This is a genomic window from Ensifer sp., from assembly GCF_035999185.1.
Classification (GTDB): domain Bacteria; phylum Pseudomonadota; class Alphaproteobacteria; order Rhizobiales; family Rhizobiaceae; genus Ensifer.
Map to the genome: position 1 here is coordinate 26,843 of NZ_DASYHB010000132.1, position 26,237 is coordinate 53,079.

The following is a 26,237-nucleotide window of genomic DNA, read 5'->3' on the forward strand; positions in this document are numbered from 1 at the left end:
TTCCAGCGCCGGCCTCCAGTTTCCAACCATCACTGGCGAAGTGTTCCCTCGCCTCCCTGTTTGCCGACTCCTCAGACGGCACCACCAAATTTGCGCAATCGATATTTCTTGTTTGCACAATCGATGGTGCAAGAACTATTGTGCAGACTTAATCTTTCGTCAAGGGGAAATCGGCACTAAAACGAGCAGGGGAGACAGCCATGGCCAGCAGCGGCAAAAAGAAAGCGACGATCTACGACTTGTCGGTGCTATCCGGCAGCTCGCCTTCAACCGTAAGTGCCGTTCTGAACGGCACCTGGCAGAAGCGACGGATCAAGGAAAGCACCGCGGAGTTGATCCGCAGTCTGGCGGAAACGCACCAGTACACGGCCAACCGCCAGGCGCGCGGCTTGCGCAGCTCGCGCTCGGGCCTGATCGGCCTGCTTTTGCCGATCCACGACAACCGCTATTTCTCGTCGATGGCGCAGACCTTCGAGGCGCACGTTCGAAGCAAGGGCCAATGCCCGATCGTGGTCAGCGCCAGCCGCGACCCGGAAGAGGAGCGCAAGACCGCCGAGACGCTGATCTCCTACTCGATCGACGAGCTCTTCATCTGCGGCGCCACCGATCCCGACGGCGTGCACGATGTCTGCGAGGCGGCCGGCCTCAAGCACATCAACATCGACCTGCCCGGCTCCAAGGTACCCTCCGTCATCAGCGACAACTATGAGGGCGGGCGGATGCTGACGGAGGCGATCATCCGGCACTTCCAGGCGACCCTGCCGCTCGCGCCGGACGAACTCTATCTTTTCGGCGGCCGCAACGACCATGCCAGCCGCGAACGTATCCGCGGCTTCCGCGCGGTGAAGCAAGAACTCCTCGGGGCGGACCCGGACGCGTGCATCCAGCCGACGGGCTATGCGCCCAACAATGCCAGGCTCGCCTTCGAGGCCTTCTACGAGAAACACGGGCGGTTGCCGCGCGGCCTCTTCGTCAACTCGTCGATCAATTTCGAGGGGCTGCTACGCTTCATGGCCGGCCACCCGCATGAGAATTTCGCTGACCTCGTCGTCGGCTGCTACGACTACGACCCCTTCGCGTCCTTCCTGCCCTTCCCGGTCATCATGATCCGGCAGGATGTCGAGGGCATGATCACCAAGGCCTTCGAGGTGATCGAGGAAGCACGCCCGCAAGCGCGCATCCATCTCATCCAGCCAGAACTGGTGCAGCCACGAACGGCGCTCACAGGCCCGCTCGATGCATTGCGGGATATCGAATAAACGAGCGAGACCAACGTTTCCGTGGCCAAGCGAATTCGAAACAGAAAATTCCTCTGTACATTTTATTTGATTCAGCGTATTCATTGGACATGGACGCTGTTGACAGAAAAATCGTCGAAATTCTCGCTGAAGACGCGAGACGATCGCTGACCGATATCGGAGCGGCCGTCGAGTTGTCGCCTTCAGCTGTCAACGAACGCATCCGTCGGCTCGTTGCCAACGGCGTGATCCGAAATTTCACCGTCGAGGTCGATCACCGCGCGCTCGGCCTCGACGTGCTCGCCTTTGTCTGGGTCGGCCTTGCGCCGGACGCAGACGAGGCAGCCTTCCGGACCTTCATGGCAGGCCACCCGGCAGTCGCCGAATGCCACCATGTCACGGGCGCCTGGTCCTATTGCGTCAAGGTGCGGATGCCCTCGCTCGGCGACCTTGAGCCGTTCCTTGCCGAGTTGAAGCAACGGCGGTTCCTGGCGCGCAGCGAAACGGTGATCGCGCTTTCGAGTGTCCGCGAGAGCCTGGCGACGACTGCGCCGCGCGGCTGAGCGACGCGCAAACTGCTGCAACATTGTTGAATTGCTGCGCATGCCCCCTCCCTGAACAGGGTGGAATGAGCATGTCGCGGCCGGGAGCTCTACGCCTATGTCTACATTACTGTTTGGAAAAAGCCTCCTCGTCGGCCTCGCGGTCGCGGCCCCGCTTGGCCCCATCGGGGCGCTCTGCATCAACCGCACGCTTGCGCGCGGCTTCTGGGCAGGCGTTGCCGGGGGGCTCGGAACCGCCGCCGCCGATGCCACCTATGCGGCGCTCGCGGCAATCGGTTTTGCCGCCTTTGCGGCAGTGCTCTCAATGATCACGGTCCCGCTCGGCCTTGCCGGCGGACTGTTCATGATCTGGCTCGGCTGGAGCGGACTGCGACCGAAACCGGTAACGGCCGCCGCCGATGTTGGCGGACGCGATCTGATCCGGACGACCATCGCCACTTTCCTGCTGACGATGACGAGCCCGGCGACGATCCTCTCCTTTGCCGCGATCTTTGCGGGCCTCGGCCTTGCCGAAGCGGGCGACGCGGCGAGCGCCGCCATCGTCGTCCTGGGTGTCTTTCTCGGCTCGCTCGGCTGGTGGTTCTTCCTGAGTGGCGGGGTGGCGATCGCGCGGACCCGCCTGCCCGACAGCTTCGTCGTCTGGGTGTCGCGCATTTCAGGCCTGGTCCTGATTGCCTTCGGCCTCATTGCCATCGGCGCAGCCGCCAAGGGATTGTTCTAAGCTCCATTGACGCAGCCCTCCAACGGCTGCGTCAATCACTTTCGGCCTTGGGCCTCCTCAGGTCGCGGGCTTCACCGCTTCCACGTGCCACCATTTCGGTCGCCCGGTCCGATAGCTGTGGCTTTTCGGGATCAGGTCGGCAGCACTCGTCTTGTCGAAAACACCGAGCAGGAGGGCGACCACCGGCGCATCATCGATCGCGCCGAGGCTGCTGCCGCAGGCGGGGCAGAAGGCGCGGCTCGAGTAATCCGAGGAACGATAGACCGCCGGCGCGCCGCCAGGACCCGTCCAGGTGACGGCGTCTCTTGGGAACTCGACCCACGCTACCGTCAACGCGCCCGAATGGCGCTGGCACATCTTGCACGAGCAGGTATGCGGCTTGCCCGCCGCCCCTTTCGCCTCAAAGCGGATTGCTCCGCAAAGGCATCCGCCCGTGTGGGGTTTTGCACTCTTGGTCATGCCGCGCATCACTTGCGACCTCTGCTCGCCTTCCCGAATCGGCGACACTATAAACGCTCACGGCAGACAGGTGTAAATCCGAAAAATACACGACATGAGGGCATTTCCGCGTCCTCGGCGCTCCCCGGCAACGCCGATCAGTAGAACCAGGCGCCGATGTCACGAAACGCACGCTTGCTTTGATCGCGCCGACTGCCCTCCGGAACGGCCTTGCTGCCGATCGAAGGCAGGACGAAACCGAAGGCGCCCGCCACTTCGCCGCCGCGGTCGCGCCAATAGGCGTCGAGATCTGCGACCATCATCCGGCGCCGCTTGAGGCGACGGCGGTTGATCACGTGTTTCTCGTTCGAGACCGCAAAAAGGCCGGGAGCGTGTCCTTCCGACACCAGCCCGTGCAGGACGAGCAGCGCCGCGTCCTTCGGGCGCAGGCCCCCAAGGTCGCGCGTCGCCGTGATCAGCGATCGCTTGGCGTCCTCGCCCTTCGGGCCCTGCATGCCGCCGATCGCGAGACTATAGGTCTCGTCGTCGCACCGCACGAAAATGAACCCGACCGTGCACAGCACGTAGCCGTCGCTCTGCCGGCGAAGTCGGATCGCGAACGCGCCTTCGTGGCGGGCGCCACAATGGTCGGCGAGCTGCAACTGGATGCGGTAGTTTTCGCTGCGACCGGAAACCGTGCCCATCTCCAGGACGCTTCCACGCCAGAGCGCCATCAACGAACGGCGGGAAAGCACCTCGCTTGCGACATCAAAATGATTGAGCAGCAGATCGAGCCGCGCGCCTGTGGATGCGCCGTGAAGGAAGAAGGTCGGAATTGATTTGCGCACGAGATCGTCATGCGGCAGACCCAATCGGTAGTGCTCGCCGAATTCTCCAAGAAACGTTATCCAGCGCGCCGTGATCAAAGGATGGCGCGCAAACCGCATCGAAAAAACGACGGCGCGCTTCAGACTGACCCTCATTCCGAGCATCAGCGTCTGCCTCAGGATCGACGTCTTGGCCCGCGACCGCTCCGCGACGATCGGCCCGGGCATCGCCCCTCGTGGCGGCGACGGCTGCCCGCCACCGAACGGTTTGCTGTCCTGAGCGGGCAACCGCAGATCCGCGCTGTAGTCCTGCCTGAATTCCAGGGGCATGGTGCAATCCTTGAGAGCAAACGCTGCTGGCCGGGATATCCGGCAGCCTGGATTTGCCCGGCTGTTGTCAAGGAATTGCGGAGAATCGGTCGACAATTGAGCGCCGGCACCGACGGAGTGCTCGACCGGTGGAATGTGCCCTGTGCGAGCACCCTTGAACCGTCGCCGATCAAGGGTGCTTGCGGCTATTCAGGCGGATCCTGCGACGGTGACTTTTCATGCGACGCCAAGGAGACGTTCCGCCTCCTCGCCGCATCGGGCGTCAGATCGTGATTTCGCGTGGCAGGACAATCGTGATCACAGCGCCGCCACCGGCGCGGGCAGCGAACTCCAGGCGACCGCTATGGGCATTGGCGATCGCGTGGACGACGGAAAGCCCAAGGCCGGTGCCGCCGGTTGCCCGTGATCGCGAGGAGTCGCCGCGCCAGAAGAGGTCGATCGAATGGGTCGCGACGTCATCCGGCAGTCCCGGACCGCGGTCCAACAGGCGGATGAAGGCTTCATCGGCACCACGCCGCCCAGTCTCGCAGCGCAGCACGCCGCCGCTTGCGGCATAGCGGGTCGCGTTCTCGATCAGCGCCAGGAGCGCCTGGCGCAGCCGCTGCGAATCGCCGGAGACCCTGACCGGGGCAAGCGCCTGCTCCACGGACATCCCGGCCGAGCCGAGCAAGGTGCACGAGGCTCCCAGAACCTGGGCCGCCTCCACCGAAAGATCGACCGACTGCCGATGGGTAACCAGCTTCTGGCCGGCGGCAAGCGACAGGGTGCGCAGGTCCTCGACCAGTGCGGACAACCCTTCCACCTGCAGCAGAAGTTGGCGCACCCTCTTCGGCTCGAGAGGGAAGACGCCGTCGGCCATGCCCTGCAAGTTGCCCTGAAGGATCGTCAGCGGCGTGCGCAGCTCATGCGCCACGGCCATGGTGTTGAAGCGCAGCCGGCTTTCCATGTTTTCGAGCTCGGCCGCCAGTTCGTCGAAAGTTTTCACGAGAGTAGCCACTTCCTTGGCACCCTTGCTGATCGATCCGACGCGCACTGCGAAGTTGCCCGCCCGCAGGTTCTGCGTCGCCGTTGCCAACACCTCCAGCGGGCGGCTGATCTTGCGCGCCAACCAATAGCCGACAAGGCTGCAGAACGTCACAGCGAAGCCCCCGAAGCCGAGAATCAACTTATCGACTTCCCAGGTCCCCCATTCCTCGAGGTCCTTCGTGCTGGCCAGCAGCGCCTGCAGCGCCTCTGGCGACGGCGCCTTGCCGGCATTGAGATCCCTGTAACCCTCGGCCGCCTTTGGTGGCAGCATCTCCAGCAGGCGGGCTTCCAGCTGCGGCTCCATATAGTTCACACCGCCGTAGACGATGACGACGCTGAAGACGAGCAGCACGACGATCACCAATGCGGTCAGGATGCCCAGCGGAAGGCGCGACAGACTGAACTTCATCTTGGCTCCACGAAACGATATCCGACACCGCGCACGGCAGAGAAGAATCCGCTTGCGCCCAGATCTTCGAGCTTGCGCCTGAGATTGGCAATGTGGGTATCGACCGTACGCGCCAGCGCATCGCTGTCGGGCAGACAGGCATCAAGGATGTCGGCGCGGTCAAACGCATGGGTCGGGCGGCGAATCATGTGGGCGAGGATGCGAAATTCGCTCAGCGTCAGCGGCACGGACTGCCGTTTGCCGGATTTTTCAACAAAGGCGACATGGGCGTCGAGATCGACCTCGACATTCTCGAAGCGAAGCACGGTCGCGCCGGCGCCGTTGCGGGTACGGCGCAGCACCGCATTGACACGCGCCACGACCTCCTGCGGGTTGAACGGCTTGATGACGTAATCGTCAGCTCCGAGCCTCAGGCCCGCCAACCGGTCGAGATCCTCGGCCAGTGCCGTCACCATGATGACCGGCGTGTTGCCTTCCCGACGAAGGCGGGCGAGGACCTCGAAGCCATCGAGCTTCGGCATGCGCACATCGAGCAGAACGAGGTCCGGCGACAGCACCGCGTGGTGCGTCAAAGCCGTTTCGCCATCGGCCGCGCGCACGGTCCTGAAGCCTTCTCGCACGAGATAGGCGTCAAGTATCTGCGCAATCTCCGGCTCGTCCTCCGCCAAAAGGATGAGGCCCTTGTCGACCATAATGAAAACTCCCTGGCCCGATGGTGTGATCGGCAGCTTATGGGACGAAAAGAACCGGCTTGCAATTCATCCGAGCAGCTCAAGGGCCTTCCGGATAGAGCCCCAGACAAATCTCCATCAAATCTTGGCAATTGACTTCGAGATCGGCGCCTCGAGCACGCACCGATGCAACCTATCCACGACGGCCGCATTTGATCGGTGGCGAACGTCGATCGTCACGGCCCCGGTCGGAGCGGTGAAAAGACATGCTCGATCATTCCATTCGTGCGGCGCGCGGCACGACCACGACGCCGCGGCACCGTATCCGCAAAAATTGAAACCAGGCAACGCAAGCCTGACCTGAAAGCAGACCCATGAACGTCAAGCCCAACGACCTGCAAACTGCCGACATCCTGAAAATCATGGAAGCGATCCCGCACCGGTATCCGTTTCTGCTCGTGGACCGAATTAAGTCGATGCGTGGCGAGGAACATTGCGTCGGGCTCAAGAATGTTTCGATCAACGAGCCCCAGTTTCAGGGGCACTTTCCCGGCAATCCGGTTTTCCCGGGAGCCCTTATCATCGAGGGGATGGCACAGACCGCGGGCGTCGCGTGCGCCGCCTTCAAGCTTGCCCAGGGACTGAGACCGAAAATCATCTACATGCTGGCGGTGGACGACGCACGGTTCCGAAAGCCGGTCCGTCCCGGCGATGCTCTCGAATATCACATGACGAAGCTCGCCTATCGTCGCAACATCTGGCGCTATCGCGGCGAGGCGCTGGTCGGCGGAGAACTGGTCGCCGAGGCGGAAATCAGCGCTTACCTGGAAGTCGAAAAAGCGCCTGGCGACGTGGCGGACGTAACGAAAGCCTAGCAGAGCCGCACCACGAACCGCGCTCGCGTGAATGCGCCCATTCGCGCCCGCGCGCATCCGGGGCGGCGCGCCCGGGAACGGAGAACAGGGTTCGCCGCCAATTCTGAGATGCGTCTTGTTGTCGCCCTCGTTTGCGCATCAGCCGCCCCCTGTTCCTCCACTTGGCCTTGACAGATTAGGCGGACTGTCCGGCTCGCAACCGTCTACGATCTGCGAGCAACCGGCATGTCCACCTTCATCCAATCCACCTCAACTCCTTCAAGTGGCATGCCATGGTGGCGAGCCAGTCCGCGCTTGTGGGCGGTGCAGGCCCGTGCCTACACAGAACAGCAGCCGATCGCGGCCGCCGGCGCGCTGACCGTCTTTGCAGCGTTCGTGTTCATGGCCTTTCCCGGGATCGATGTCACCGTCTCGCGCTGGGCGGCGTCTGTTCATGGCGACTTCCCCCTTTCCCGGGAGCCAGTGCTGCGCGCCGTGCGCGATTTCAACCGCGTGCTTCCCGCCATCGTCGTCCCGTGCATACTGGCACTGCTGATCGCCCAGTCCGTCGCACCGAGACCAGGATTGCTGCGCCCGCACAAGGCGTTGTTTTTCCTAACCTTTTTTACCCTCGGGCCGGGAGTGCTCATTCAGGTGCTGAAACGGTTGATCGGCCGCGCCCGCCCTTACGAGATCACCGATTTCGGCGGCAGCCTGCCGTTCACACCCGCCTGGCAGGTCTCGGGCGCCTGCTCGCGCAGTTGCTCCTTCGCCTCGGGTGAATCGGCGACCGCCATCGCCCTGATCGCCCTTGCACTTTTGTTGCCGGCGAAGTGGCGCCGGGCGGCAGTCATTTCATTCGTCCCTCTCGTCTTGGTCTTTTCACTCAACCGCATCGTCTTCGGCGCGCATTTCCTGTCCGATGTCGTGCTGGCGTGGCTGATGATGTTGTGGCTGATGGCCTGGCTCTGGTCGGTGTTTGCAGCCAACGGCGAACGCATCGATGCCGCCATGCGCTTCGGTCGCCAGCGCGCCTCCTAATCCATCCTGGCTTACGGTCGCGTCACTGGAAGCTGGAATATGCTCCAGACACTCGGTCGCGCCCGTCTCAGGACGGAAAGACCAGTTCGACGGTCGTCCCCTTGCCCGGCTGCGAGATGATGCGGGCGTCGCCGCCGCTCTGGCGAACGAAGCCGTAGACGACGGCTAGCCCGAGCCCGGCGCCCCCTTCTTCGTCGCGGGTGGTGAAATAGGGTTCGAACGCCTTGTCCACCGCCTCGGCGGACATGCCGACCCCCTCGTCGGACACGCAGACGAGCACGCCAGCCTCGCTGCCGGTTGCCCGGATCAGGATCGTCCCGCCGCGCGGCATCGCGGCGGCGGCATTGAGGCAGAGATTGAGGATCGCCTGCTCGAAAAGAGCCGCATCGAGGTGCAGGTTGGGCAGACCGTCGGCGACCTCGAAATCGAGGCGGCATTTTTCGCCGACCGCGATTTCCAGCACATCGGCCATACCACGCAAAACTGCGCCGATCTCCAGCACGCCCGGTTGAATCGGATGCTGGCTTCCGACGGACCGCATGCTCGAGGCGAGCGAGCGACCCCGATCGGCCGCCTTGCGAATCCGGGCGATGTGCCGCTTCTGCCGGTCGTTGAAGCCAGTCTCGCGCTCCAACAGCCCCAGGCTGCCGGTAATAATCCCGATCATATTGCCGACTTCATGGCTGACCTGATGCGTCATGCGCATGATGCCGTCCAGTCGCTGCGCCTTGACCGCTTCGGCTTCCTGTCGATCGATGTCTGTGACATCGCGCGCCAAAAGCACGATGCCGCGATCCGGCTGCCGCGACAGCGAAACTTCCGTCACCCGACCGGCGTCGGAGCGGTGGCGCAGCACGAGCCGGTCGTCGAGCGTTCCGGCATCGGAATCGGCGGGCAACAGAGCCGGATCGATCTCCGGCATCGGGCTCACGAAAACGCGCAACGGCAGTTTGCGCGCCGAGCCCGGCCAACCGACGAGCTCCATGACGCGCCGGTTCATGGTGATCGGCTTGCCGCTCGGATCAAAGAGCGCGATGCCTTCGTTCATGTTGCGGAACGTCGAGCGGATGGTCCGGGCGGCGGCCTCGGCCGTTCGCCTTAGTCGAGAGACACGCGCGACGCTTTCGCGAAAGGCGCTGAAAGCCTCCAGCAGCCGGACAAGCTCGGTCTCCGTCCCCTGGTACGTCGGCGCCTCGACCTCCCGGCGGCCTTGCGCGAGCGCGTTCATGCCGTTGGACAGCGACACGATACCGCGCGAGACCCGCATGACCGAACGGATGGAGAAGATCGCCATGACCAGCACCAGCAGCGAGGCGACCGCGACGATAACGAGGAGGCGGCTCAATGCATCCGAGGTCAAGGCGAGATCGTCGTTGAGGCCGCGGGCGACCGCCTCGCTCTGTGTTTCCGTCGCATGCGAGAGGCCTCGCGAAACGGTGTGCAGCTTTGCCACGGCGGCGCGGATGGCAAACATTTCGAGCAGGTAGTGGGTCTGCGCCTGAAACACCTGCTCGTAGGGCGCCAACTCGGCGACCGAAACCCTGACGTCGGGCCCTGCGTGTTCGAGCCGCGGCGTCGTTTCGGCAACATAGCGGCGCCGCAACTCACCGAGCTGGAACAGGCTATCGGAGTTGGAGGCCGACTGCACGATCGCGTTGAGACTGCGGCGGACATCGGCATCCGCAACGCCGCTGCCGGTGGCGATTTCGCCGAGCGCTGCTGCCGCTTCGGCCTTGTGCTGCTGGGCCGCTTCCGCATCGCTCGCCAGCATCATGGTCTGCGTGCGGATCGTCTCAAGCAGTTCGACGATGTGGCCGCTGGCAAAACCCTTGACCGCCGCCTTGCCGCTTTCCGGCTCCATGGCACGCAGCAAAGCTTCGACCTGCGCGACGACGGAACGGCTCTCGCTCGATACCCTATAGGGCGATGTCGCGTTCATCAGAAAGGGCGCACTGGACACGAGGTCGGATACCTGGCGCGAAACGAGCGAGGCCTTGGCGAGGCTGGAAAACGCCTGCAGGCCATAAGCCGCCATTTCATCCCGCGCCCGCTGCAGTCCGAAAACGGCAACCGTCGCCAGGCTGAAGACGAGCACGCAGATAAAAACGATCGCGAAGGGCAGTCGAAACGCGATCGAGGAGAGAAAAGGGCGATTGATCACGGCTTGAACTCGCCGTCATCGGTGTCGAGCACATAACCTTTGCCGCGCCGCGTCTTGATATGGCGCGGAAGATCAGGATTTCGTTCGATCTTGCGCCTCAGTCTCAGCACGAGCACGTCGACATTGCGGTCGATGTAGCGGTCGCTCTCCGCCCCAAGGCGGTCGAGAATATGGGCACGGCTAACAGGCGTGTTCGGCGTCTCGGCGAGGATTTCGAGAAGGGCGAATTCGGCGCTGGTGAGCGACCTTGCCGGATCGGCAAGGCAGACGGCACGGCGGCTCTTGAGGTCGATCGACCAATCGCCGAGCTTCAACGATGCGGGTTCGGGCTCGCGCTCAGCCTCCCGCTCCGGCTTGAGCGACGGGTAGGTTCGGCGCAGCACCGCCTTGATCCGGGCTGTCAGCTCGATCGGCTCGAACGGCTTGACGACATAGTCGTCCGCCGCCGTTTCCAGGCCAAGCACCCGGTCGGCAGCGCTGCCGGCAGCCGTCACCATGACGATGCCGATGTTGGTCCTTGCGCGAAGCCGCTGCGCGAAGGTGCGCCCGGACGTGCCCGGCAGATTGTGATCGACGAGCACGAGATGCACCGTCTCGCGCTCCAGGACACCCGCCGCCGCCTCCGCCGACGGGGCCGTCAGCGGGACCCAGCCTTCCGCCTCCACCAGGTCGGAGACAAGCTCCGCCATGTCCGGATCGTCTTCGACGATCAGAATCCGTATCCTCTCACTCAGCATGCTATTCCTCCCGCCCCATCATAGGCGGCGCTGTCACAATGTTCAAAGCGGCTCGCGTTATGCGCCTTGTCATATTTGTAATCTTTGTAATTTTGAAACAGCCAGGCCGTGCCACACTGTAAGAACGGTAACCATTCTGCGGGTTGCGGCCCCCGGGGAATGTAGACATCCTGATTGCGGAGATTGGGGCGGAAGCGCTCCAAATGGGAGGACATCGTGAGAGGCATCACCGCTATCTGTGCGGGCGTGGCCCTGTGGCTATGCACCGCCACGACCGGCAAGGCAGCATCGACGCTGACTGTCCTTTGTGGCGTCGACGAAGCGTGGTGCGCCGCGATGAAGACGGCGTTCGAGGCGAAGGCCGGCATCGAGATCTCGGTCACCCGCAAGAGCAACGGCGACATCCTCTCCCAGATCCGCGCCGAAAAGAGCGCCCCGACCGTCGACGTCTGGTGGGGCGGCACCGGCGATACCCATCTGCAGGCAGGGTCTGAAAACCTGCTCGAAGCCTACCGGCCGGCGCATGAGCGCGACATGCTGCCATGGGCACAGAATTTCTTTGCCATATCCGGGGGACGCTCGGCAGGCATCTATGCCGGAGCGCTAGGCTTCGCCTACAACAGCGAACTTCTGGCGAAGCTCAAGCTTCCGGCGCCGACCTGCTGGAAGGACCTCGCCGACAGCGCCTATCGCGGCCGCATCCGCAGCGGCAATCCGAATTCGTCCGGCACCGCCTTCACCGCGCTTGCGACGCTCGTCCAGCTCTTCGGGGAAGACGAGGCCTTCCGCTTCATGGCCGCGCTCAATCGCAATATCGACCAGTACACCACGGCCGGCTCAGCACCCGTCAAGGCGGCAGCACGCGGGGAAACGCTCATCGGCATTTCCTTCATGCATGACGCGGTCACGCAGAAACAGGCGGGATTGCCGCTCGTCATCGTCGCGCCCTGCGAGGGCACAGGTTACGAAATCGGCGCGGTGAGCATCGTCAAGGGTGCGCGCCATCTGGACGCCGCCAAGCGCTTCGTCGACTTTGCACTGAGCCCGGAGGGCCAGGCAACCGGGGCGGCTTCCGGGCAGAACCAGGTACCGTCCAATGCCCGCGCCGACCTGCCGCTGGGCGCGCCCGACATATCTCTGATCAAAATGGTCGACTTCGACTTCGCCACCTTCGGTTCGCCGGAAGAACGAAGTCGGTTGCTCGAGAGGTTCGATGCGGAGATCGCCGCGACGAACTGATCACCTCGCATAGGTGGGCGGGATGGGGGCGGACGGCCGCATCGTTTTCCTCATCCCGCGCGGCAAAGCCGAAAATTCGAAATCGTGAACGTGCTGCCCGGCGGGCAGGCCGATGGCCGCGCCGTGTCTCGCTCACATCCGCATAAACCAAGGCAACAGGAGGATGCCACCCATGAAAACGAAGACCCTTTCCCTCATGCTCTTTGCAGGTACCGCGCTTGCAGCGCTTCCTGCCCAGGCTGCCGGCAGCCTCAATCTCATCTGCTCGGCGGACGTCGTGATCTGCGAACAGATGACCGGCGACTTCCAGAAGGAGACCGGCATCAAGGTCAACATGGTCCGCCTGTCCTCGGGCGAGACCTATGCCAAGATCCGCGCCGAGGCCCGCAACCCGAAGACCGACATCTGGTGGGGCGGCACGGGCGACCCGCATCTGCAGGCCGCCTCCGACGGCCTGACGCTCGAATACAAGTCGCCGATGCTCGATCAGCTTCAGGACTGGGCGAAGAAGCAGGCTGAAGGCTCCGGCTATCGCACGGTCGGCATCTATGCCGGTGCGCTCGGCTGGGGCTACAACACCGAAATCTTCTCGAAGAAGGGCCTGAAGGAACCGAAGTGCTGGGCCGACCTGCTCGACGCGTCGCTGAAGGGCGAAGTCCAGATGGCCAACCCGAATTCGTCGGGCACCGCCTATACGGCACTTGCTTCCTTGGTGCAGATCATGGGCGAGGACCAGGCCTTCGACTATCTGAAGAAGCTCAACGGCAACATCTCCCAATACACCAAGTCGGGCTCCGCACCGGTGAAGGCGGCAGCGCGCGGCGAAACCGGCCTCGGCATCGTCTTCATGCATGACGCGGTAGCGCAGACCGCCGAAGGCTTCCCGGTCAAGGCGATCGCACCTTGCGAAGGCACCGGCTACGAGATCGGCTCCATGTCGATCGTCCAGGGTGCGAAGAACCTGGAAAGCGCCAAGGCCTGGTACGACTGGGCCCTGAAGCCGGAAGTACAGTCGCGCATGAAGGATGCCAAATCCTTCCAGCTCCCGTCCAACAAGTCGGCCGAAGTGCCGAAGGAAGCCCCGCGCTTCGAGGACATCAAGCTGATCGACTACGATTTCGCCACCTTCGGCGACGCCGAGAAGCGCAAGTCGCTGCTTGAGCGTTGGGACCGCGAGGTCGGCGCAGCCGCCAACTGATCGCGACCGACATGGACCGGCTGGATGATCGATCCAGCCGGTACCACTGCGGGACCGGCACCCGTTGATCGCCTCCGGCAAAGGCCGGTGCGACACGCGGCGCCATTCAATTTTCATTTCAAATACGCGAGGACCGCCATGGAACATCGCAATCGCAGGCTCGACCTGACACTCGGGCTTGGACTGGCCGCATTCTTGGCTTTCCCCTGGTATCGCATCGAAGGTGGCTTTTTCGGCCTCGGCTGGCTTGCCGAGTTTCCCTCCGACCCCGCCGTCGCCCCCGGCCTGGCACAGATCTTCGCCCATGGCCGCAGCTGGCTTGGCGTGGCGCTGCTGCTTCTCGCCATCTCGGCAGCAGCACGTTTCGTTCGCGATGCGGACCGTCGCGGGCTTGTTCTTGCAATTGCCGGCGCCGCCGGTGTCGTGTTCCTGGCGCTTCAAGGCCTGGCGATCGGCTTTGGCGGCTGGACCTGGACAATCAGCGAAACCGTGTTCGGCCCGCTTTCGCAAGGGCAACCGTCGATGGGTGCCGGCGCTGTGCTTGCGGCCCTCACCTTCGTTCTCCTGTTCGCCTTCGGGCTCGCGGAACGTGGCGTGCTCAAGGGCGACGCCTTCATCGTCGCGTCGATCTCGCTGCTCGTCTGCCTCGTCATCGTCTTCGTCTTCTATCCGGTCGGCAGCATGTTTGCCGCCTCGGTCCAGGATTTCGACGGTTCTTTCAAGCCGGATGGTTTCATCCGCAACATCCAGGACGGTTCGATCTGGAGCCTGAGCTGCGTCGTCGGCGAGGGCCGCTGCGGCGTCGCCTGGCGCACCCTCTGGCTCGCGCTGATGACCGCGTCAGGCTCGACGCTTCTCGGCCTTGCGTTCGCGCTCGTTGCCACCCGTACGCGCTTTCCCTTCAAGAAAGGCATGCGGCTTCTGACGGTGCTGCCGATCATCACCCCGCCTTTCGTCATCGGCCTGGCGCTGACGCTGCTCTTTGGCCGCGCCGGCGTCGTCACCGAATTCCTCTCCGACGCCTTCGGGATTGAACCCGGCCGCTGGCTCTATGGCCTGACCGGCATCTGGATCGCCCAGGTGCTTTCCTTCACGCCGATCTCCTTCCTTGTGCTGATCGGCGTCGTCGAGGGCGTCAGCCCGTCGATGGAGGAAGCCTCGCAGACGCTGCGCGCTAATCGCTGGCGCACCTTCTGGACCGTCTCGCTGCCGCTGATGAAGCCCGGTCTCGCCAACGCCTTTCTCATCGGCTTCATCGAAAGCATGGCCGATTTCGGCAACCCGCTGGTGCTCGGCGGCAGCCACGGCGTCCTCTCCACCGAGATCTTCTTTGCCGTCGTCGGCGCACAGAACGATCCGTCACGTGCTGCGGTTCTCGCCATCATCCTGCTCTGCTTCACGCTTTCGGCCTTCCTGGCACAGCGCTACTGGCTTGCCGGCAAGAACTATTCGACTGTGACCGGCAAGGGCGATTCCGGCGCGCACAGCGCACTGCCGCGATCCGTGTCGATCGGCGTGCATGCCGTCGTCATCCCCTGGATGATCTTCACTGTCGTCGTCTACGGCATGATCATCTTCGGCGGCTTCGTGAAGACCTGGGGTCTCGACAACTCGCTGACCCTCGACCATTACGCCAAGGCCTTCTCGATCTCCGTCACCGATGGCGCGATCGCCTGGACCGGCGTTGCCTGGAACTCCTTCTGGACGACGATGGAAATCTCGCTGATCGCCGCTCCCCTGACGGCCCTCGTCGGGCTGTTGACGGCCTATCTCATCGTGCGCCAACGTTTTGCCGGCCGCGACGTCTTCGAGTTCGCGCTGATGCTGAGCTTTGCCATTCCCGGCACCGTCATCGGCATCAGCTACATCCTCGCCTTCAACCTGCCGCCGCTCGAAATGACCGGTACGGCGCTGATCCTGATTGCCTGCTTCGTCTTCCGCAACATGCCGGTCGGCGTGCGCGGCGGCGTCGCGGCGATGAGCCAGCTCGACAAGAGCCTCGACGAGGCATCGCTGACGCTTCGGGCGACCAGCTTCCGGACGCTGCGCAAGGTCATCCTGCCGCTGCTCCGGCCGGCTATCGTCGCAGCGCTCGTCTATTCCTTCGTCCGGGCAATCACTTCCATCAGCGCCGTCGTCTTCCTTGTCAGCGCCGAATACAACATGGCGACCGCCTATATCGTCGGCCTCGTCGAAAACGGCGAGTTCGGCGTGGCGATCGCCTACTCCTCCGCCCTCATCCTGGTGATGATCACCGTCATCACCGGCCTGCAACTCCTCGTCGGCGAACGTCGCCTGCGGCGGGAAAATCGCGTGCTCAGTGCCGCTCCCGCCCGCCCGGCCGCCACCACCCTTTCCCAGGAGAAGACCGCATGAGCACCCAGACGAATTCCCCGCGCACCGGATCGGTCGTTTTCCAGAACGTGCGCAAGCAGTTTGGCGCCTTCACCGCCATCCACGATCTGTCGCTCACCATCGAGCCCGGCACACTGGTGACCCTGCTCGGGCCTTCCGGCTGCGGCAAGACGACGACGCTGCGCATGCTTGCGGGGCTCGAACATCCCTCCGCCGGCAGGATCCTGATCGGCGGCAAGGACGTCACCATGTTGCCGGCCAACGAGCGCGACGTGTCGATGGTCTTCCAGTCCTATGCGCTGTTCCCGCACATGTCGGCGCTCGACAACGTCGCCTACGGGCTTGAATCCTCCGGCATCAGGAAGAAGGAAGCGCGTGAGCGCGCCGAGGAGGGGCTTCAGCTCGTCGGCCTCGGCGGTCTCGGTCAAAGGCTGCCGGCCGAGCTTTCTGGCGGACAGCAGCAGCGCGTCGCCGTCGCCCGCGCACTTGTGCTCGAACCGCAGGTCCTGTTGCTCGATGAGCCGCTCTCCAACCTCGACGCGCGGCTGCGCCGCAAGGTGCGCACGGAGATCCGCGAACTGCAGCAGCGGCTCGGCTTCACCGCGGTCTACGTGACCCACGACCAGGACGAGGCGCTTGCGGTTTCCGACCGCATCATCGTCATGAAGGATGGCGTGATCGCCCAGGAAGGCGCACCACGCGACCTTTACGAGGCGCCCGCCTCCACCTTCATCGCCGATTTCATGGGCGAGGCCAATGTGCTGCCCTGCGAGGTCACGGCGGCCGATGCCGGTCATGCGACGATCCGCATCGGTGGCCTCGAACACCGCCTGCGGTCCGGCAACGCCCGCCCCGGCCCCTCAAAACTTGCCGTGCGCCCCAATGCCGTCACCTTGACGCCCGCCAAGGGCGCAGCACTCGCCGGCACGATCAGCAGCGCCGCCTATCTCGGCGCGCACGTCGAGTACGAGGTCGAAACATCAGAGGGGCTGCTCTTTGTTGTCGATGAGGCCGTCGAAGAAATGCTATCTCCAGCAACCGAGGTCGCCATCGGTTTCCGCAACCGCGGTCTTGCTTTGATTGACGCCTGAATATTCAAAACTGGATACGAGAGGGACTGTTTCATGACGTCTGAAATTGCCGGCCTCGAGGCTCGGTTCACGCTTGCCAAATCCGTGGCTGAGGAGGCGGGCAAGCTCGCCTACGACTACTTCCTGAAGCGGGAAACGCTCGTCATTGAAACCAAACGAGACGCCCACGACGTGGTTTCGATCGCCGACCGCAATGTCGAGACCCTGATCCGCGAGAGGATCGCGGCTGCGTTTCCGGATGACGGCGTTCTCGGCGAAGAGCACGGTCTTGTCGATGGCACATCCGGCTTCACCTGGGTGCTCGACCCGATCGACGGTACCACGCCCTTCGTCAACGGCATGCCGAACTGGTGCGTCTCGATTGCTGTCGTACACGACGAAAAGCCGGTGGTCGGCGTGATCCATTCGCCGTGCCATCAGGAGCTTTACGCAGCCGCCACAGGCCTCGGCGCGACGCTCAACGGCAAGACCCTCCGTCTCGACGGCACGCGCACGATCCGCAATGCCGTCACCGGGCTTGGCGCCAACGACCAGGTGACGCCTGCGGAGATGGGGGCGATCGTCGAGCGCCTGCTTGCGGATGGCGGCAACTTCATGCGTAACGGTTCGGGCGCGCTGATGATCGCCTATGTCGCGGCCGGCCGGCTTGTCGGCTACTACGAACCCTACATGCACGCCTGGGATTGCCTGGGCGGCTATTGCCTGGTGAGCGAGGCCGGCGGCTGGACGCTGCCCTTCCCGGCACGCGGCGAGGCGCTGACCCATTGGGCGCCCGTGCTGGCTGCGGCACCCGGTGCAGTCGACGATCTCATGAAGGTCGCCAATCTCGAAAAGGCGGCGGCGGCCTGATCGCTTCCGCAACGCTTACGTTTGGCCGGTGGGTTTGTCGGGCTTGATGCCCAACAGGCCACCGAGTTCCATCGGGAACGGGAAGATGACGGTTGAGTTCTTCTCGCCGGCAATGACGTTCAGCGTGCTGAGATAACGCAGCTGCATGGCTTGTGGCTGCCGGGCGAGGATCTCGGCGGCCTCAAGCAGTTTGGCGGCCGCCTGCTGCTCGCCCTCGGCGTTGATGACCTTGGCACGCCGCTCGCGCTCCGCCTCCGCCTGCCTTGCGATTGCGCGGATCATGCTCTCGTTGATGTCGACATGCTTGATCTCGACCGTCGCCACCTTGATGCCCCAGGCATCCGTCTGGCTATCGAGGATCTTCTGGATGTCCTCGTTCAGCCGGTCGCGCTCGGCCAGCATCTCGTCGAGGTCGTGTTTGCCGAGCACCGACCGAAGCGTGGTCTGCGCCAGCTGGCTGGTCGCCATCATGAAATCTTCGACCTGGATCGTCGACTTCTCGGCGTCGATCACCCGGAAATAGATGACGGCGCTGACCCGGACCGAGACGTTGTCGTGGGAAATGACATCCTGGCTCGGCACGTCCAGAACCCGGGTCCTAAGATCGACCCGCACCATCTGCTGCACATAGGGCACCAGCAGGATCAGGCCGGGGCCCTTGACCCCGGTGAAGCGGCCAAGTGTGAAGACCACACCGCGCTCGTACTCCCGCAGGATCCGGATCGCATAGGCGATGACGAGTATGACCAGCACCAGCAGGGCGGCGAAGGGAGCAAGGCTCCCGAACATGTTCATGATCGTTCCTCCGTTTTGCCCTGGGTGGCCGTCGAGGCAGGGGTGCTCTCGCTAATCCGATCGCAGCGGGCCACCTCGAGGATCAAGCCATTGCGCCTGACGACTGTTACGTCCTCGCCCTTCGACAGCGCCTGACTGCTCACCGCCTGCCAGCGCTCGCCGTGGGTGACGACATAGCCTGCAGGTCCGGCCCAGCTCTCGACCTTGCCGCTAATGCCGATCATCTGCTCGGCGCCGGTCGCGACGGCGCGGCGGCGAGAGCCGAAGGCGAGCCGTGCGACAAGCAGACTAAATCCCAGACTTGCGGCCGCGAGCATGCCAAGAACGGGCCACGAAACCCTTAGACCTGGCGCGTCGGTGTCAAAAAGGATGGCGGCGCCGAGCACCAGCGCGAGGCTGCCGCCGGCGCCCAGAACACCGAAAGACGGCGAATGTGCCTCGGCGACCATGAGGCCGATGCCGAGCACGATCAGCCCGATGCCGGCGAAACTCACCGGCAGCAACGCAAGCGCGTAGAGACCGAGCAGCAGGCAGATGCCGCCGATCGTACCCGGCGCGACCGAACCCGGCGACAGGAACTCGAAAATCAAGCCGTAAATGCCGATCATCATCAGAATGACCGCGATATTGGGATCGGTGATGACCGACAGCAGCCGTGTGCGCCAGTCGGGCGCGAAGTGTTCGAGAGCGAGGCCGGAGGTATCGAGAACGACGTCCTTTTGCCCCACGCGCACGGTCCGGCCGTTTGCCTGCTTCAGAAGGTCATCCACGTTCGCGGCGGTAAAGTCGACGACCTTCTCGCGCGCGGCCGCCTCGGCCGAAAGGCTTGCTGCTTCCCGCACCGCCCGCTCGGCCCAATCGGCGTTGCGCCCGCGCAGTTCGGCCAGGCCGCGAATATAGGCGACGGCGTCGTTGACGAGCTTTGCCTCGACGGCATTCTGCGGCTGAGCCTGCTTGCCGTCGGACTGCTCGCCGCTCTTGCCGGTTTCGGCGTCTTTCCCCTGGCCGAACATGTCTCCGCCGATGGCGATCGGCGTCGCGGCGCCGAGGTTGGTCCCGGGCGCCATCGCGGCGATGTGGCTGGCATAGAGAATGTAGGTGCCGGCACTCGCCGCCCGCGCGCCGCTCGGTGCGACGAAGCTTGCGACCGGAACCGGCGACGCCAGGATCGCGCGGATGATGTCGCGCATCGAGGTATCGAGACCGCCCGGCGTATCGATCTGCAAGACGACCAGCGGAAGCCGCCGCTCCATCGCCCGCCCGAGACCCCGCACCACATATTCGCCGGTCGCCGGACCTATGGCGCCTTCGACATGCAGGACCAAGGCGACCCGATCGTTTTCGGCCCGTGGCGAAGCTGGAAACGCGAATGGTAAGATCAAAACGAAAAACACGGTGAGGTAACGCAACATTCGTCGTCAAAACCTCGTGCGCGCGACGCCTCCAGAGAGTGCGTCCCTTCAGCAATAGTAGCACATCACCGGGTTAGGACGAAGCATGGCCCACAGCTACGCCTGGCGGGTCCCTGCACGGCAGCCGCGGTCCTGCACGCGCTCAGATCCGTTCGACAGCACCCCTGCTGGGTCGAAAGTCACCTTTTCTCAATGCTGCGTGCCGATCCTGGTTTTCGGCCGGCGTGGCCTGACGACCTGTGGCGAGATGACAACGACGGCGATCAGGGTTATCTGCTAGACCTCATGTCCCATGACTGTGCTTCGGCGAAGCAATCTCCCCGACGCCTCGGCAGTCTTCGAGCAGAACAGGATTATCGGGTTTGGAAACGACCCTCTACCAGCCGATCAAACACTTCCTCGAAACCCGTGGCTACAGCGTCAAAGGTGAGATCGGCGGCTGCGACATCGTGGCGCTCAGCGATGATGAACCGCCGCTCGTCGTCATCTGCGAGCTGAAGCTCACGTTCAATCTCGAACTGATCCTTCAGGCCGTCGACCGTGCCACGTCGGGCGACGAGGTTTGGATCGCCGCCCGCGTATCGGCCAAGGGAAAGGGACGCGAAAGCGATCGCCGGTTCCGGGATCTCTGCCGCCGACTTGGGTTCGGCATGCTGTCGGTGGCCGATAGTGGTGCCGTCGACGTCATTCTCGCAGCCTCCGCGGTGATGCCGAAAAAGAACAACAAGAAACGTTCGCGCCTGATCAGCGAACACCGCCGCCGCAAGGGTGACCCGACGGCAGGCGGTGCGACGCGATCACCAATCATGACCGCGTACCGCCAGCAGGCGCTCGCCTGTGCCGCGGCTCTCATGAACGGCGAACGGCGTCCGCGCGACCTTCGCGAGGTCGCGCCGGACGCCGCCAAAATCCTGCAGAGCAATGTCTATGGCTGGTTTGAGCGGATCGATCGCGGCATTTACACTCTGACGCAACAGGGGGCCGAAGCGCTTCGTCGCTGGCCGCCCGGCGACGCCATGCCGGTACCGGCCGTTGAAACCGCCGAAGCTTGATCCTGTAGGTAGCTCCATGCACCCTGCGCTTCGCATCCTTTATCTTGGTCTCGCCTGGCTGATGGTCGGTCTCGGCGTCGTCGGCGCCTTCCTTCCGATCATGCCTACAACACCCTTTTTGCTCTTGGCGGCGGGTCTTTTTGCCCGCGCGTCGCCGCGGCTGGAGCAATGGCTGCTCAACCATCCTATTTTTGGCGCATCGCTGAGGCTATGGCGCGAAAAAGGTTCAATTTCCAGACGCGCCAAGACGGGCGCCGTCAGCCTGATGGCCACGAGCTTCGGCCTCTTCTGCTTCTTCGGCAACCCCAGCCTGAAGCTCGCAGCAATCGTCGCAGCGGTGATGGCCCTTCCGGCATTGTTCATTCTGACCCGTCCAGCGGAATAGCGGCGCGGCTGGAGCCCATGGGCCCCTGACCGTCGGGAAGCCGCCCCGAAACAATACATATCTCCTCAAGAATTACTTACCCTGCACTCGACATGGTCGAACGTTGCTTCAGCATACACTTAATGATCGCGTATACATCCATACTTAGTGTTTTTGTAAATCAAAATGTATTTCGAACAACTCAGGAACAAAGCTGTACAAACGCGCAATTTCCCGGCGAGAACAGCTTTGTCCGGTGCGAGCGTGATCATTTCCGCAACAGTCCCTCGCCAGCATGGACCAGGTCTTCAAACGCGGCGCCTCAGTCGTTGGAACGTTTCATCCGTGGATGCCATCGCCGGGGAAAAACAGCCAGCACCCCCAAATCTGATGATTGCGGATTGACAAGCCGAGGAGGATAGCTCCATCTATTGCATTACAAAGGCAGCAATTCCTTAATAAAGGAATATGTGGAGGAGCATATGCCTGACATGCTGGTGAGCTTGTATGCGCCGATCCTCGGCGAACTCAAGCGCAGAACCGAAACCGACAAGGTGACGATCCGTCCCGCCTTGCCGCCGGAAATGGGCCTGGTCGTCGACTGGGTGCGCGAGAATTTCAGCGCGAACTGGGCAAGCGAGGTGACCGTTGCCTTTGCGCGCCGGCCGATCGCCTGCCTCATCGCTGTCAATGACGGCGCGCTCGTCGGCTTCGCTTGCTACGACACGACCGCCCCGGGTTTCTTCGGACCGACGGGCGTCGATCCCGCAGCCCGCGGCAAGGGCATCGGTGTGGCGCTGCTTTCCGGCTGCCTCGATACCATGAAGACGCTTGGGCACGCCTATGCCTTCATCGGCGACGCAGGCCCCGTTGATTTCTACGCCAAGACCGTCGGCGCTGTCGCCATCCCCGCCCCCGACAAGGGGATCTACCAGGGCATGCTGCGCCGCCCTTCCAAATAATTCCTGATATCGGAGCCTATCAATGTCCTCGACCCCGCTTGCCCTCTTCGTCGGCATTCCCAATCCTACGCTTTCCGACGACGAGTTCGCGCTGTTCCGCGAGACCAACCCACTCGGCCTGTTCGTCGGCCGCCGCAACCAGCGCGACCCTGCGCAGACCAAGGCGCTGATCGAACGCTTCCGTGAAGCAGTCGGCCGTGAGGACGCGCCTGTCTTTACCGACCAGGAAGGCGGCCGCGTGCAGCATCTTGATGCCGGTCCATGGCCGCTTTTTCGCTCTTTCGGCGAATTCGCCGAGCTTGCCCGTCACGATTTTGCGCTCGGCAAGAAGGCATTGCGCCTGTCGAGCCAGGCCATGGGCACGATGATGAGCGAACTTGGTCTCACGAGCGGCTGCTCGCCCGTGCTCGACCTCGTCTTTTCGACCACGAGCTCGGTCATCGGCGCCCGCTCTTTCGGCGCCGACCCGGATTTCATCGCCGCGCTCGGCCGCGAAGTGATCGACGGCCTGCTCGAAACCGGCAACATGCCTGTCATGAAGCACATCCCGGGCCATGGCCGCGCGACGCTCGATTCGCACAAGGAACGGCCGGTCGTTGACGCCTCACGCGAGCTGCTGACCTCCACCGACTTCAAGCCTTTCGTGGCATTGCGCGACACGCCCTGGGCCATGGTCGCCCACGTCGTTTACTCCGCCTTCGACAAGGAGCTGCCAGCCTCGATCTCGCCGGTCATGCACGACGTGATCCGCAACAACATGGGTTACGACGGTGTGCTCGTCTCCGACTGCATCTTCATGGAATCGCTGCGCGGCACCCTGCCGGAACGCGTGCGCCAGGTGCTCGATGCCGGTTCCGACATTGCGCTCCACAGCCACGGCACGCTGGCTGAAAGCGGAGCAGCGGCCAAGGCGGCAAGGCCGCTGACCGATGCCGCACTGAAACGCATCGCGGCAGGCAAAGCGCGCCTCGGCACGCTGAAGGTCGACGTGCGCGCAGCCCATGCCGAAGTCGAGGACATTTTCAACAGCGCCCTCGTTGCCTGACCGAAACAAGAAATCCTTGCGATCAAAAAGGGGAACTACCGTGAAGAAATCCATTCTCGGCGCGGCCACCGCGCTTGCTCTTATCGCCGGCCCGGCCGCAGCACAGACCGTTCTGACCGCCAACATCGAGCCGGCAACCACCTGGGTGCGCAACTTCAACCCGTTCAACCAGACCTCGGCGCGCCAGAGCACGCTCGATTTCATCTACGAGCCGCTCGTCGTCTTCAACCGCTTCGACGGCAACAAGCCGGTCTTCCGGCTCGCTGAAAGCTTCAAGCTCGCCGACGACCTGAAGTCGATCGAGTTCAAGCTCCGCCCGAACCTGAAGTGGTCGGACGGCAAGCCGCTGACGGCAACCGACGTCAAGTTCACCTACGACTATCTGAAGAAATTCCCGGCGCTCGACTTCGTCAGCATCTGGACCTTCATCACCGGCGTCGAGGCGGTCGATGCTCAGACCGTCCGCTTCACGCTTGCCAACCCGAGCTCGCTTGCCGGCGAACAGCTGGCGCAGCTGCCGATCGTGCCCGAGCACGTCTGGAAGGACATTGCCGAGCCGGTGACCTTCGCCAACGAGACGCCCGTGGGCAGCGGCCCGCTGACCGAGATCCCGCGCTTCACCGGCCAGACCTACGACCAGTGCCGCAACCCGCATTACTGGGACGCAGCAACCCTGAAGGTCGACTGCGTGCGCTTCCCGCAGCTGGCCGACAACAACCAGATCCTGACGGCGACAGCCTCGGGTACGCTCGACTGGGGCGTGTCCTTCATCCCGGATATCGAAAACGTCTATGTCGCCAAGGACCCGGAGCACTTCCACTTCTGGTACTCGCCGAGCAGCATGGTCGCTTTCCTGTTCAACCAGGAAACCGCCAACGAAAACAACCGCAAGGCCTTCAACGACGTGAAGTTCCGTCGCGCTGCCTCCATGGCGCTCGACCGCGGCACCATGGTCGATGTCGCAGGCTACGGCTACCCGACGCTCAACGAAGACCCGGCCGGCATGGGCGAGCTCTACAAGAGCTGGGCCGATCCGTCGGTTGCCGCCGAATTCGGCAAATACGGCAAGTACGATGCCGACGCTGCCAAGGCGCTGCTCGACGAGGCCGGCTATGCCGACAAGGACGGCGACGGCTTCCGCGACAACCCGGACGGCAGCAAGATCGAATTCTCGATCATCGTCCCGAGCTCGTGGACCGACTGGATCGACACCGTGACGATCGCTGTCGAGGGCCTGCAGGCCGTCGGCCTAAACGCCAAGATCGAGACGCCGGAAGAAGCTGTCTGGACCGGCAACCTCATCAACGGCACCTTCGACGCGGCCATCAACAGCCTGCCGGCCTCTGCCTCGCCCTACTACCCCTACAAGCGCGCCTTCAGCTCGAGCGACAAGGGCAAGACCCGCTTCACCTCGCAGCGCTGGTTCAACCCGGATGTCGAAGCCCTCTTGACCGAGTTCACCCAGACGGCGGACCCGGCCAAGCAGAAGGAAGCGATGAACAAGGCGCAGCGCATCGTCGCCGAGAACATGCCCATGATGCCGGTGTTCAACAACCCGAACTGGTACCAGTACAACACCAAGCGCTTCAAGGGCTGGGCGACGGCGGAGAACCCCTTCGTCAACCCGTCGATCACCCGCAACAACCCGGCGCGTCTCTTGCACCTTTTGGCGCTTGAGCCGGTGAAGTAACCCGATCGCAGGTGCGGCGCTCTCACGGACGATAGGCCGAGAGAGCGCCGCGTCTTGATCCGGCAACAATGGCGAGCGGCCTGCGCCCGCCACGCGATCGTCCTGGCTGTTTGCCCAAGCCGGACGGCCGTTAAGAAGACAGCCATGCCGCCAGACGCCACGCGCGGCGGCCGCAGTCGATGGAGTTCCCGATGGCCTTTCTGCTACGCCGCCTGTGTTTCTACCTGGCGGCCTTCGTCGCAGCCGCGACGATCAATTTCTTCCTGCCGCGGCTGATGCCCGGCGACCCGGTGCAGATCATGTTTTCGAGCGCCGGCGCCGAGCTGCCGCCCGAAAGCCTGCAGGCCCTGAAACTCACCTTCGGCTTCGTCGACGGGCCGCTCTGGCAGCAATACCTCACCTATCTCGGCAGCATCTTCAGCGGCGATCTCGGCCGCTCGATCAAGTATTTCCCGCTGCCGGTGACAACGGTACTTGGCAATGCGCTGATCTGGACCGTCGGCCTGATGGGCACGGCAACGCTGGTCAGCTTCGCGCTCGGCACGTTCCTCGGCATTCTCGCCGCCTGGCGGCGCGGCAGCCTGTTCGACGTCATCGTCTCCGTCGGCGCGATCTTCGCGACCTCGGTTCCGGCCGTCGTCACCTCGCTGATCGTCGTCTTCACCTTCGGCTTCACGCTTGGCTGGTTCCCGACCGGTTATGCCGCCGATCCGGCGCTCGATCCGGCCCTCTCGCTCCAATATCTCGGCAGCGTCGCCTATCACGGCATCCTGCCGATGCTGACGCTCTGCGCCGTTCTGACCGGCGGCTTTGCCGTGACCATGCGCAACAACATGATCAACCTGCTCGGTGAAGACTACATAGTCATGGCCCGCGCCAAGGGCCTTTCCGACACCCGCGTCATGCTCTGGTATGCGGCCCGCAACGCCCTGCTGCCGACGGTTTCAAGCTTGGCGATCGCCATCGGCACGGTGCTTGGCGGCTCCCTGGTGACCGAGGTGGTGTTCAACTATCCGGGCCTCGGCAACATCCTCTACCAGGCGATCCTCGCCCGCGATTACCCCGTCATCCAGGGACAGCTTCTGATCATGACCGCCACCATGCTGATCGCCAACTTCATCGTCGATGTCAGCTACGTGCTGCTCGACCCGCGACTGAAGAGGGCGTGA

24 protein-coding genes are annotated in these 26,237 nt (G+C 63.5%); 16 read left to right on the forward strand and 8 right to left on the reverse strand.

The features are described from left to right. Positions 1-200 precede the first annotated feature (200 nt). The 3 genes from VGO04_RS17110 to VGO04_RS17120 all read left to right on the forward strand — a co-directional run bounded on the left by VGO04_RS17110 (position 201) and on the right by VGO04_RS17120 (position 2,522). Complete coding sequence (locus VGO04_RS17110) at positions 201-1,259, forward strand: LacI family DNA-binding transcriptional regulator (RefSeq protein ID WP_327497166.1); 1,059 nt, start codon at positions 201-203, stop codon at positions 1,257-1,259. A gap of 89 nt (positions 1,260-1,348) precedes the next feature. Next, on the forward strand, positions 1,349-1,801 hold the full coding sequence (locus tag VGO04_RS17115; protein ID WP_327497167.1) for an Lrp/AsnC family transcriptional regulator: 453 nt from the start codon (positions 1,349-1,351) through the stop codon (positions 1,799-1,801). Positions 1,802-1,898: 97 nt separating this feature from the next. Next, on the forward strand, positions 1,899-2,522 hold the full coding sequence (locus VGO04_RS17120; RefSeq protein WP_327497168.1) for a LysE family translocator: 624 nt from the start codon (positions 1,899-1,901) through the stop codon (positions 2,520-2,522). Between the two features lie 57 nt (positions 2,523-2,579). Here VGO04_RS17120 and VGO04_RS17125 read toward each other — a convergent pair whose 3' ends face one another. From VGO04_RS17125 to VGO04_RS17140, 4 genes are all read right to left on the reverse strand, one after another. Continuing rightward, the gene (locus VGO04_RS17125; protein ID WP_327497169.1) at positions 2,580-2,981 is read right to left on the reverse strand and encodes a GFA family protein; all 402 of its coding nucleotides are present in this window, start codon (positions 2,979-2,981) and stop codon (positions 2,580-2,582) included. Positions 2,982-3,118: 137 nt separating this feature from the next. Beyond that, positions 3,119-4,117, reverse strand: coding sequence for a DUF535 family protein (locus VGO04_RS17130; RefSeq protein WP_327497170.1), 999 nt, complete (start codon positions 4,115-4,117; stop codon positions 3,119-3,121). A 262-nt stretch (positions 4,118-4,379) separates the two neighbouring features. Continuing rightward, complete coding sequence (locus VGO04_RS17135; RefSeq protein WP_327497171.1) at positions 4,380-5,552, reverse strand: ATP-binding protein; 1,173 nt, start codon at positions 5,550-5,552, stop codon at positions 4,380-4,382. Further along, the gene (locus tag VGO04_RS17140) at positions 5,549-6,244 is read right to left on the reverse strand and encodes a response regulator (RefSeq protein ID WP_327497172.1); all 696 of its coding nucleotides are present in this window, start codon (positions 6,242-6,244) and stop codon (positions 5,549-5,551) included. Before VGO04_RS17140 ends, VGO04_RS17135 begins: the two co-directional genes overlap by 4 nt. Positions 6,245-6,597: 353 nt before the next feature. On the opposite strand from VGO04_RS17140, the gene fabZ reads away from it, so the two are divergent. Next, the gene (gene fabZ / locus VGO04_RS17145) at positions 6,598-7,098 is read left to right on the forward strand and encodes a 3-hydroxyacyl-ACP dehydratase FabZ (protein ID WP_327497173.1); all 501 of its coding nucleotides are present in this window, start codon (positions 6,598-6,600) and stop codon (positions 7,096-7,098) included. A 225-nt stretch (positions 7,099-7,323) separates the two neighbouring features. Continuing rightward, positions 7,324-8,118 carry a phosphatase PAP2 family protein gene (locus VGO04_RS17150; RefSeq protein WP_327497174.1) on the forward strand — a complete coding sequence of 265 codons (795 nt, stop codon included), beginning with the start codon at positions 7,324-7,326 and terminating at the stop codon, positions 8,116-8,118. 67 nt (positions 8,119-8,185) lie between these two features. Here the strand turns inward: VGO04_RS17150 and VGO04_RS17155 are convergent, their stop codons facing one another. Together VGO04_RS17155 and VGO04_RS17160 are read right to left on the reverse strand one after the other, a co-directional pair. Further along, positions 8,186-10,279 (reverse strand): sensor histidine kinase, encoded by a 2,094-nt coding sequence (locus VGO04_RS17155; RefSeq protein WP_327497175.1) that lies wholly within the window; start codon positions 10,277-10,279, stop codon positions 8,186-8,188. Continuing rightward, entirely contained in the window at positions 10,276-11,016 is a 741-nt protein-coding gene (locus tag VGO04_RS17160; RefSeq protein WP_327497176.1) for a response regulator transcription factor, read from the reverse strand. The genes VGO04_RS17155 and VGO04_RS17160 overlap by 4 nt, the downstream gene beginning before the upstream one ends. 216 nt (positions 11,017-11,232) lie before the next feature. On the opposite strand from VGO04_RS17160, the gene VGO04_RS17165 reads away from it, so the two are divergent. From VGO04_RS17165 to VGO04_RS17185, 5 genes are all read left to right on the forward strand, one after another. After that, the gene (locus VGO04_RS17165; protein ID WP_327497177.1) at positions 11,233-12,255 is read left to right on the forward strand and encodes an ABC transporter substrate-binding protein; all 1,023 of its coding nucleotides are present in this window, start codon (positions 11,233-11,235) and stop codon (positions 12,253-12,255) included. Between the two features lie 172 nt (positions 12,256-12,427). Continuing rightward, complete coding sequence (locus VGO04_RS17170) at positions 12,428-13,453, forward strand: ABC transporter substrate-binding protein (RefSeq protein WP_327497178.1); 1,026 nt, start codon at positions 12,428-12,430, stop codon at positions 13,451-13,453. A gap of 138 nt (positions 13,454-13,591) precedes the next feature. Next, the gene (locus VGO04_RS17175) at positions 13,592-15,829 is read left to right on the forward strand and encodes an iron ABC transporter permease (RefSeq protein ID WP_327497179.1); all 2,238 of its coding nucleotides are present in this window, start codon (positions 13,592-13,594) and stop codon (positions 15,827-15,829) included. After that, positions 15,826-16,899, forward strand: coding sequence for an ABC transporter ATP-binding protein (locus VGO04_RS17180; protein ID WP_327497180.1), 1,074 nt, complete (start codon positions 15,826-15,828; stop codon positions 16,897-16,899). The genes VGO04_RS17175 and VGO04_RS17180 overlap by 4 nt, the downstream gene beginning before the upstream one ends. A 33-nt stretch (positions 16,900-16,932) precedes the next feature. Then, positions 16,933-17,748 (forward strand): inositol monophosphatase, encoded by an 816-nt coding sequence (locus VGO04_RS17185; RefSeq protein ID WP_327497181.1) that lies wholly within the window; start codon positions 16,933-16,935, stop codon positions 17,746-17,748. 15 nt (positions 17,749-17,763) lie between these two features. Here VGO04_RS17185 and VGO04_RS17190 read toward each other — a convergent pair whose 3' ends face one another. Both VGO04_RS17190 and VGO04_RS17195 read right to left on the reverse strand, forming a co-directional pair. Continuing rightward, positions 17,764-18,543 (reverse strand): slipin family protein, encoded by a 780-nt coding sequence (locus tag VGO04_RS17190; RefSeq protein WP_327497182.1) that lies wholly within the window; start codon positions 18,541-18,543, stop codon positions 17,764-17,766. Beyond that, positions 18,540-19,955 (reverse strand): nodulation protein NfeD, encoded by a 1,416-nt coding sequence (locus VGO04_RS17195; RefSeq protein ID WP_327497183.1) that lies wholly within the window; start codon positions 19,953-19,955, stop codon positions 18,540-18,542. Before VGO04_RS17195 ends, VGO04_RS17190 begins: the two co-directional genes overlap by 4 nt. 362 nt (positions 19,956-20,317) lie before the next feature. Between VGO04_RS17195 and VGO04_RS17200 the strand changes: the two genes are divergently transcribed. From VGO04_RS17200 to VGO04_RS17225, 6 genes are all read left to right on the forward strand, one after another. Continuing rightward, positions 20,318-21,007, forward strand: coding sequence for a DUF2161 domain-containing phosphodiesterase (locus tag VGO04_RS17200; RefSeq protein ID WP_327497184.1), 690 nt, complete (start codon positions 20,318-20,320; stop codon positions 21,005-21,007). A 16-nt stretch (positions 21,008-21,023) separates the two neighbouring features. After that, positions 21,024-21,392, forward strand: a complete 369-nt coding sequence (locus VGO04_RS17205) for a YbaN family protein (protein ID WP_327497185.1) — start codon at positions 21,024-21,026, stop codon at positions 21,390-21,392. A gap of 461 nt (positions 21,393-21,853) precedes the next feature. Continuing rightward, positions 21,854-22,333, forward strand: coding sequence for a GNAT family N-acetyltransferase (locus VGO04_RS17210; protein WP_327497186.1), 480 nt, complete (start codon positions 21,854-21,856; stop codon positions 22,331-22,333). 22 nt (positions 22,334-22,355) lie between these two features. Next, a complete protein-coding gene (locus VGO04_RS17215) occupies positions 22,356-23,378 on the forward strand; it encodes a glycoside hydrolase family 3 N-terminal domain-containing protein (protein ID WP_327497187.1) in 1,023 nt (340 codons plus the stop codon). Between the two features lie 40 nt (positions 23,379-23,418). Continuing rightward, on the forward strand, positions 23,419-25,068 hold the full coding sequence (locus VGO04_RS17220) for an ABC transporter substrate-binding protein (RefSeq protein ID WP_327497188.1): 1,650 nt from the start codon (positions 23,419-23,421) through the stop codon (positions 25,066-25,068). Positions 25,069-25,259: 191 nt separating this feature from the next. Continuing rightward, positions 25,260-26,237 (forward strand): ABC transporter permease, encoded by a 978-nt coding sequence (locus VGO04_RS17225; protein ID WP_327497189.1) that lies wholly within the window; start codon positions 25,260-25,262, stop codon positions 26,235-26,237.

Excerpts from the sequence above, each read along its gene's own strand:
- VGO04_RS17215 (WP_327497187.1), top strand. The coding sequence starts at position 22,356 with ATGTCCTCGACCCCGCTTGCCCTCTTCGTCGGCATTCCCAATCCTACG.
- VGO04_RS17160 (WP_327497176.1), bottom strand. The coding sequence starts at position 11,016 with ATGCTGAGTGAGAGGATACGGATTCTGATCGTCGAAGACGATCCGGAC.
- VGO04_RS17170 (WP_327497178.1), top strand. The coding sequence starts at position 12,428 with ATGAAAACGAAGACCCTTTCCCTCATGCTCTTTGCAGGTACCGCGCTT.
- fabZ (WP_327497173.1), top strand. The coding sequence starts at position 6,598 with ATGAACGTCAAGCCCAACGACCTGCAAACTGCCGACATCCTGAAAATC.
- VGO04_RS17185 (WP_327497181.1), top strand. The coding sequence starts at position 16,933 with ATGACGTCTGAAATTGCCGGCCTCGAGGCTCGGTTCACGCTTGCCAAA.
- VGO04_RS17210 (WP_327497186.1), top strand. The coding sequence starts at position 21,854 with ATGCCTGACATGCTGGTGAGCTTGTATGCGCCGATCCTCGGCGAACTC.
- VGO04_RS17135 (WP_327497171.1), bottom strand. The coding sequence starts at position 5,552 with ATGAAGTTCAGTCTGTCGCGCCTTCCGCTGGGCATCCTGACCGCATTG.
- VGO04_RS17225 (WP_327497189.1), top strand. The coding sequence starts at position 25,260 with ATGGCCTTTCTGCTACGCCGCCTGTGTTTCTACCTGGCGGCCTTCGTC.
- VGO04_RS17150 (WP_327497174.1), top strand. The coding sequence starts at position 7,324 with ATGTCCACCTTCATCCAATCCACCTCAACTCCTTCAAGTGGCATGCCA.
- VGO04_RS17205 (WP_327497185.1), top strand. The coding sequence starts at position 21,024 with ATGCACCCTGCGCTTCGCATCCTTTATCTTGGTCTCGCCTGGCTGATG.
- VGO04_RS17115 (WP_327497167.1), top strand. The coding sequence starts at position 1,349 with ATGGACGCTGTTGACAGAAAAATCGTCGAAATTCTCGCTGAAGACGCG.
- VGO04_RS17175 (WP_327497179.1), top strand. The coding sequence starts at position 13,592 with ATGGAACATCGCAATCGCAGGCTCGACCTGACACTCGGGCTTGGACTG.
- VGO04_RS17140 (WP_327497172.1), bottom strand. The coding sequence starts at position 6,244 with ATGGTCGACAAGGGCCTCATCCTTTTGGCGGAGGACGAGCCGGAGATT.
- VGO04_RS17180 (WP_327497180.1), top strand. The coding sequence starts at position 15,826 with ATGAGCACCCAGACGAATTCCCCGCGCACCGGATCGGTCGTTTTCCAG.
- VGO04_RS17120 (WP_327497168.1), top strand. The coding sequence starts at position 1,899 with ATGTCTACATTACTGTTTGGAAAAAGCCTCCTCGTCGGCCTCGCGGTC.
- VGO04_RS17125 (WP_327497169.1), bottom strand. The coding sequence starts at position 2,981 with ATGACCAAGAGTGCAAAACCCCACACGGGCGGATGCCTTTGCGGAGCA.
- VGO04_RS17110 (WP_327497166.1), top strand. The coding sequence starts at position 201 with ATGGCCAGCAGCGGCAAAAAGAAAGCGACGATCTACGACTTGTCGGTG.
- VGO04_RS17195 (WP_327497183.1), bottom strand. The coding sequence starts at position 19,955 with ATGTTGCGTTACCTCACCGTGTTTTTCGTTTTGATCTTACCATTCGCG.
- VGO04_RS17190 (WP_327497182.1), bottom strand. The coding sequence starts at position 18,543 with ATGAACATGTTCGGGAGCCTTGCTCCCTTCGCCGCCCTGCTGGTGCTG.
- VGO04_RS17130 (WP_327497170.1), bottom strand. The coding sequence starts at position 4,117 with ATGCCCCTGGAATTCAGGCAGGACTACAGCGCGGATCTGCGGTTGCCC.